6 protein-coding genes are annotated in these 7,160 nt (G+C 69.1%); 4 read left to right on the top strand and 2 right to left on the bottom strand.

What is annotated here, in order from left to right; genetic code table 11:
• The 3 genes from D7X99_RS09015 to D7X99_RS09005 all read left to right on the top strand — a co-directional run.
• The coding region (locus D7X99_RS09015) for a glycosyltransferase family 4 protein (RefSeq protein ID WP_233613218.1) at positions 1 to 1,259 on the top strand (1,259 nt) is incomplete at its 5' end.
• A complete protein-coding gene (locus D7X99_RS09010; RefSeq protein WP_121777417.1) occupies positions 1,256 to 2,581 on the top strand; it encodes a lipopolysaccharide biosynthesis protein in 1,326 nt (441 codons plus the stop codon). The genes D7X99_RS09015 and D7X99_RS09010, both read left to right, overlap by 4 nt.
• A 68-nt stretch (positions 2,582 to 2,649) precedes the next feature.
• Positions 2,650 to 3,396: a sugar transferase gene (locus tag D7X99_RS09005; protein ID WP_121777416.1), complete on the top strand. Its 747-nt coding sequence runs from the start codon at positions 2,650 to 2,652 to the stop codon at positions 3,394 to 3,396.
• Here D7X99_RS09005 and D7X99_RS09000 read toward each other — a convergent pair.
• A complete protein-coding gene (locus D7X99_RS09000) occupies positions 3,317 to 4,468 on the bottom strand; it encodes a DegT/DnrJ/EryC1/StrS aminotransferase family protein (RefSeq protein ID WP_121777415.1) in 1,152 nt (383 codons plus the stop codon). The genes D7X99_RS09005 and D7X99_RS09000 overlap by 80 nt on opposite strands.
• 123 nt (positions 4,469 to 4,591) lie before the next feature.
• Complete coding sequence (locus D7X99_RS08995) at positions 4,592 to 5,962, bottom strand: hypothetical protein (protein WP_121777414.1); 1,371 nt, start codon at positions 5,960 to 5,962, stop codon at positions 4,592 to 4,594.
• Positions 5,963 to 6,605: 643 nt separating this feature from the next.
• On the opposite strand from D7X99_RS08995, the gene D7X99_RS43530 reads away from it, so the two are divergent.
• Positions 6,606 to 7,148, top strand: coding sequence for a GNAT family N-acetyltransferase (locus tag D7X99_RS43530; protein ID WP_233613216.1), 543 nt, complete (start codon positions 6,606 to 6,608; stop codon positions 7,146 to 7,148).
• The last annotated feature ends 12 nt before the right edge of the window (positions 7,149 to 7,160 follow it).

Genomic DNA, 7,160 nt, shown 5'->3' with positions numbered 1-7,160 from the left:
CCCCCTTCCCCAACCCTCATTCACAGGAGCCGCCTGACATGCGCATCGTCTATCTGCATCAGTACTTCAACACCCCCACCATGCACGGGGGCACGCGCTCCTATGAGCTCGCGCGGCGCCTGGTCTCCATGGGCCACGAGGTCCACATGGTGACCTCCGACACGCGCACGGACGGCGGAACGGGCAAGGGCTGGCGCGAGTCCAACGAGAGCGGCATCCAGGTGCACTGGCTGCCGGTGCCGTACAACAACGCCATGAGCTACCCGGACCGCATCCGGGCCTTCAGCCACTTCGCGGTCAACTCCACGCGCCGCGCCGCGCAGCTGCCCGCGGACGTGTTCTTCGCCACCAGCACGCCGCTCACCATCGCGGTGCCGGGCATCGCCGCGTCGCGGTGGAACAAGCGGCCCATGGTCTTCGAGGTGCGCGACTTGTGGCCCGCCATCCCCATCGCGGTGGGCGCGCTCAAGAGCCGCTCCGCCATCCTGGCCGCGCAGCTGTTGGAGAGGGCCGCGTACGCGGGCGCGGAGCACATCGTCGCGCTGTCGCCGGGCATGAAGGCGGGCGTGGAGGCGGCGGGCGTGCCGTCCGAGAAGATCACCATCATCCCCAACCTCTGCGACCCGGAGCGCTTCCAGGTGCCGGCGTCCACGGGCCAGGAGTTCCGGCAGAAGTACGCGTGGCTGGGGGACAGGCCCATGGTGCTGTACGCGGGCACGCTGGGGCTGGTGAACGGCGTGGAGTACCTGGTGCGGGTGGCCGCGGAGATGCGGAGGCTGGACCCGGAGGTCCGCTTCGTCATCATGGGCAAGGGCCGCGAGGAGTCCCTGCTGCACGCGCTGGCGGAGCGGCTGGGCGTGAAGAACCAGAACCTCTTCTTCCTGCCCAGCGTGCCCAAGGAGCAGGTGCCCGCGGTGCTGAGCGCGGCCACCATCGCCACGTCGATGTTCACGGACGTGCCGGGCATGCAGGACAACTCCGCCAACAAGTTCTTCGACGCGCTCGCGGCGGGCCGGCCGCTGGCGCTCAACTACGGCGGATGGCAGGCGGAGCTGCTGGACCGCGAGGCCTTTGGCCTCAGGCTGCCGCCCAAGGACATCCCCGCCGCGGCGGCCATGCTGGCGAAGCGGCTGCGCGACCCGCGCTGGCTCGCGGAGGCCGGCACGCTGGCCGGGAAGCTGGGCCGCGAGCGCTACTCCGCGGACATCGCGGCGAAACGGCTGTCAGAGGTACTGCAGCGCGCGGCGGCCCGGTCATGACAGCGCGCTCGGTGGGGAGCAACTTCGTCTGGTCACTCTCCGCCGGGCTCATCTATGCCCTCGCGCAATGGGGCGTCCTGGTGGCCTTCGCGCGGCTGGCCACCATGGAGGAGGTGGGCCAGTTCGCGCTCGCCCTGGCCATCACCGCCCCGGTGCTGCTGATGTCTCGCATGCAGCTGCGCACGCTCCAGGCCACGGACGCCCGGAGCGCCTTCGGCTTCGAGCACTACCTGGGCCTGATGGTGCTCAACGTCGTCGCGGGCGTGGCGGTGTGCTGCGCCATCGCCACGGGGATGGCGGACTCGCTCCACGCGGGCTGGGTCATCGCGCTGGTGGCGCTGGCCAAGGGCTTCGAGGCGGTGAGCGAGGTCTTCTACGGCGCGCTCCAGAAGGTGGAGCGGCTGGGGCTCATCGCCCGGTCCACCATCGCCAAGAGCGTGCTGTCCGTGGTGCTGGTGCCGCTGGCGCTGTGGCTCACGCACAGCCCCATCGCCGGCGCGGCGGCCATGGCCTTCGCCTGGGCCATTGTCCTCTTCGTCTTCGACGCGCGGGCGCTCCGGCGCGAGTTCCCCGGCGTGCGCCCCTGGAGCACCCTCTGGCGCACGCCGTGGCGCACGGAGCGCACGCGGCTCAAGGCGCTCTTCCTCCTGTGCTGGGTGCTGGGCCTCACCGCGCTGATGGGCGCGCTGCGGCCCAACATCCCCCGCTACCTGCTGGAGGCGCACGCGGGCCCGGCGGAGCTGGGCATGTACGCCGCGCTCGCGTACTTCGCGGCGCTGGGCGGCCGGGTGGTGCACTCGCTGGGGCAGGCGGTGAGCCCCCGGCTGGGGCGCTACCACGCGGCGGGGGACGCGCGCCGCTACGGCAAGGTGCTGGCGGGCTTCACTGCGGCGTCCGCGGGGGTGGGCCTGTGCGCCATCGCCGGTGCGGCGCTGCTCGGCCGGTGGGCGCTGACGCTCTTCTACGGCGCCGCCTATGCCGGAAATCTCACGTTGTTCGTCTGGCTGATGGGGGCGGCGGCACTGGAGTACGTCTGCTTGAGCCTCGCGGTGGGCCTCACCGCGGCGCGCGAGCTCAAGGGCCAGGTGGTGCTGCTCGTCGTCTCCGTGGCCGTGGTCGCGCTGGGCAGCGCGGTGTGGGTGCCGCGCGTGGGCCCGGTGGGGGCCGCATGGGCCCTGGGGCTGGGGTGGGTGTCGGAACTCGCGTGCAGCGTCTGGCTGACCTTGCGCGTCTGGCGGCGGCTGACGGCCCCGGAGCCCGAGCAAGCGCTCCGGACCGTCCCTTCGGGCCCCGTGGATGCACGGGAGCCGACAACAGGCTGAGTCCCAGGGGTCGTGGTGGAGGACTGAAAGGATTTCTAGCCTTTCCGACTTCAAGGAGCGACGTCCCCATGCAAAGACAGGCAGGAACCGGGCTGTTCCTCAAGCGGTGCATCGACGTGGTGGCGGCAGGAGTGGGATTGATATGCCTTTCCCCCGTGATGGCCGCCACGGGGCTGTTCGTCCGTCTGACCCTGGGCGGCCCCGTCCTCTTCCGGCAGCCGCGCCCGGGGAAGAATGGCCAGCTGTTCACCGTCTTCAAGTTCCGCACGATGCTGGAGGCCACGGACGCGAACGGCCAGGTGCTGCCGGACGAGCAGCGCCTCACCTGGGCCGGGCGGCTCTTGCGCTCCACCAGCCTGGATGAGCTTCCGCAGCTGTGGAACGTGCTCCGGGGCGACATGAGCCTGGTGGGGCCGCGTCCGCTGCTCGTGGAGTACCTGCCGCGCTACTCGGCGGAGCAGGCGCGGCGCCACGACGTGCTGCCTGGCATCACCGGCTGGGCGCAGATCAACGGCCGCAACGCGCTCTCCTGGGAGGAGCGCTTCCGGCAGGACGTCTGGTACGTGGACCAATGGAGCCTGGCGCTGGACCTGAAGATATTGGCGCTGACGGTGGTGCGCGTGCTGCGGCGCCAGGGCATCTCCTTCACGAGCGAGGCGACCCTGAACAAGTTCATGGGCACCCCGCGGCCGGAGGCCAGGGTCGTGGCGCTCCGGCAGCAGGAACAGGCCCAGGTCAGCCCGCCGTCCGCAGCCCCTGTTTCCGGGGAACGGCTTGGACCGCCTCCACCACCCGCTCGAGTTCCCGGCGCGTGAGGTTGGAGCCGGACGGCAGGCACAGGCCGTGGCGGAACAGGTCCTCCGCCACGCTGCCCCGCCGCCGCTCGAAGTTCGCGAAGACGGGCTGAAGGTGCATGGGCTTCCACACCGGCCGCGCCTCGATGTTCTCCCGCTCCAGCGCGGTGCGCACCGCCTCCCGGTCCGCGCCGAACGCCTCCGGGTCGATGGTGAGGGTCGTCAGCCAGCGCGTGTGACGGCCCCACGGGGCCTCCGGCATGAACTGGATGCCCGGCAGGTCCCGGAAGGCCTCCGCGTAGAAGGCGTGGTTCGCGCGGCGCGCGGCCACCCGGTCCTCCAGCACGTGCAGCTGCCCCCGCCCGATGGCGGCCAGCACGTTGCTCATCCGGTAGTTATAGCCAATCTCCGAGTGCTGGTAGTGCGGCGCCGTGTCTCGCGCCTGCGTGGCCAGCTTGAGCGCGTGCTGCACCAGCTCGCCGTCCGCGGACACCAGCATCCCGCCGCCGGACGTAGTGAGGATTTTGTTGCCGTTGAACGAATAGATGCCCACGCGGCCCACCGTGCCGGGGGCCCGTCCCTTGTAGGTGCTGCCCAGGGCCTCCGCCGCGTCCTCCACCACGGGCACGCCGTAGCGGTCGCAGGTGGCCATGAGGGGATCCAGGTCCGCGCTCTGGCCATACAGGTGCACCACCACCACGGCGCGGGGCAGCCGGCCCAGGCGGGCCCGCATCGCCAGCTCCTCCTCCAGCAGCGCGGGATCCATGTTCCAGGACGTGCGCTCGCTGTCGATGAAGACAGGGGAGGCGCCCAGATAGCGGATGGGATTCACCGACGCGGAGAAGGTGAGCGTGCTCACCAGCACGTCGTCGCCGGGCCCCACGCCCACCAGCTGGAGCGCCAGGTGGAGCGCGGCCGTCCCGGAGCTCAGCGCCAGCGCGTGCGGCGCTCCCACGCACCGGGCGAACTCCTCCTGGAAGGCATCGACGTGGGGGCCCAGGGGGGCAATCCAATTGCTTGCGAACGCGTCGTCGACGTAGCCGCGCTCGAGCGCGCCCATGTGGGGCGAGGACAAATAGATGCGGGAAGACATGCGAAAACTCCAGGCAAGACCGGGTCCACGGACCCCGGCATTACCTGGAGCGTTCGCACACTCCCTCCTCCCGCGCGCTCGGGCGGGAGGAGGGGGTGTTTGTTTCACATCGTGGAATTCGGCTTAGAGCGCCGAACCCGCGCCCAGCAGCTTCGCGTTGAGCGCGCCGTTGCCGTAGTACTGGGTGTTCTGGCCCACGGTGTGGGTCTCCAGACGCTGCTGGAGGGCGGCGTTGTAGCGGCCCAGCTTCACCAGGCCGTCATTGAACCAGCCCGTGCCGCTGCCCGTGCCGTCCACGTAGTTGCCGTACTTCTTGGCGGACGGCCAGATGACGTTGTTCAGGGTGACGACGAACTTGCGCATGTCCGCGTCCGTCCACTCCATGCCCGCGTCGTGGGCTTCCACGATGTAGGCCATCACGCCGTTGCCGTGCGCCACGTCCTGGCCCGGGCGCTTCTTGGAGCCCCACTCGGCGGCCCAGAAGTACGCGGAGGAGTTCACCGGGCTGGTCATCAACTGGCCGCGCAGCGACGAGGTGTTGTTGGGCATGTCACGGTTGATGTTGTTGAAGACGGTCAGGTAGGTCGCCTTCTTCGTGGCGTCCGTCGTCATCTTCGACAGGTCCATGGCGATGTACGCCCAGTGCGACGCCATGTGCGTATTGACGCGGTAGAGGTAGCTGTTCGCGCCGCGCTTGTTCCACTTCTCGAACATGTTCCGTTCGGTGAACGCCAGCAGCTTGTCGTACTGGGTCTTGTACGTGCTGTTGTTGTAGAGCGCGGGCGTCTCACGGATGGTGCGCAGCATGCGCGTCACGTAACGCCAGCAGTAGCTCTCGAACAGGGGGACTTCCTGGCCCAGCGTGTCCGAGCGGGCAGACGCCCAACCCAGGTAGCTGTCCTTGAACTGGCTCTTGGGCAGCGAAGAGGAGACCTTCGCGTGGTTGACCATGTTGTTCACATACAGCAACGCCCGGTCCATGTACTGCGTCTTGCCGGTGGCGCGATACATCGCGGTGTTGCCGTCGACGCCGTAGGCGAGGTCGTAGAACTGCCAGCTGTCCAGCGACTGGCTCTTCGGCAGGAAGCTGGAGGTGTGCTCCGAGTTCCAGCGGTTCAGGAACAGCGTCTCCCAGGCCGCGACCGTGCGCAGGCTGGTGGCGGCCTGGGCCGTGGTGCCAAGGGCCTCCTCCTCGGTGGAGGTGGCAGGCGACTCCGCGGCGGCAGGGGCGTCCGCCTCCGGAGTGGTGGGAGCAGCCTCGGTCTCCGGCTCGGAGGGACCCACCGCGATCTGCTCTTCGGGGGAAGAGGGAGCGAGCGTGTCCGCGCCAGGGGTGGAGACTTCGGTGCTTCCCGGGGTGTTATCTCCGTTGGGACTGGCCGTGCTGGCACCGTCCTGCTCGGGTTGGGGGCCACAAGCACCACCCACCAGCAGGGTCAGCGACAACAGGGACGACAGGGCACGACCAGAGTTGCGACGACGGGATTCCAACATCAGGGGGGTCCTGTGGGGTAGCTCCCGTCAACCGCCCGGTAGGCTACCCTGTTGTGGGAACGCCGGAGTGCGTTCACTGGACGCCCAAAGGCTTTGGCGGCCCACGTAATTCCTTTGTGATTAGACAAAAAGAAAATGACGACTGCCCGTGGGTCGTCAGTCCAAGGCCCCATGGGCCTGTCCGCCTGAGCCAGCATGTGAGGTATCAGGGGTGGGGGGTGGGTGTATGACGAGGACAGGGCAGGCGAGCGCCATGCTGGTTCCCGACGCGGGCGCCTCGGCGCTGTCCGGGCAGTACTTCCGCTCTGAGAACCACCTGCGCGCGGAGCAGGTCACCCATACGCTGGCGATTGAAGAAACCGATACACGCAGGACGCTGCGAATCCCACTCATCGTGCGAGCGATTGAAGGGACTTCGTACCGCGACGCCATTTCGCCGTATGGATTTCCGGGCGGCGTGACGGACGGATGGAGCGAGGTGCCAGCACCTGCCGTGGATTGGCGGGGCACGGAACTGGTCAGCATTTTCGTGAGGGAGCGAGTCCAGGGACCGCATTGCTTCTCGGGTGGTACGGCGCGCAACGAGGTCTTCTTCGTGGACCCATGCCGCCCGCTCACACTGAGGGAGATGCATCGCCGACACATGCGGCGAAACATCCGGCTGGGATTCGTGAGCACCGTGCGTGCGGCCCGGGACGCGCCCCCCGAGGAGCGCGCGGGATTTCGCGAGGTGTACCGGCAGACCATGGTCCGGGACCAGGCGTGCCGCCGGTACTTCTTCTCCGACGCGTACTTCGAGGAGCTGTTCGCATCCCCGGAGGCCTGGCTCGCGACGACGCGCGCGCCGGATGGGGCGGTCGCCTCCGCGGCCCTGGTCGTCCGCAGCGACGGCCTCCTGCACTACTACCTGGGCGGCACGGCGGACGCGCACCTGGCGCGCTCACCGGCGAAGAACGTCTTCGGCGAGATGAGCGCCCTGTGCGTGCAACTGGGGCTTCCGCTCCACCTGGGGGGCGGGCTCTCGCCGGGGGACGGACTGGAGGACTTCAAGCGCGGCTTCTCCAACGCCAGCGGCCGCATCCACACGCACGAAATCGTCTGCGACGCGGCGGTGTACGCCTCGCTTTCGGAAGGCCACCCCGCCAGCAGCTTCTTTCCGGCCTACCGCTCCCAGCACCTCCCATGACGAAAAGCCCCG

Origin of the sequence: Corallococcus sp. AB032C, assembly GCF_003668935.1 — a bacterium.
In the GTDB taxonomy this organism is placed as follows: domain Bacteria; phylum Myxococcota; class Myxococcia; order Myxococcales; family Myxococcaceae; genus Corallococcus; species Corallococcus exiguus.
Note: the sequence above shows the minus strand (reverse complement) of the source record. Positions and strands in the feature narration are given on the sequence as shown.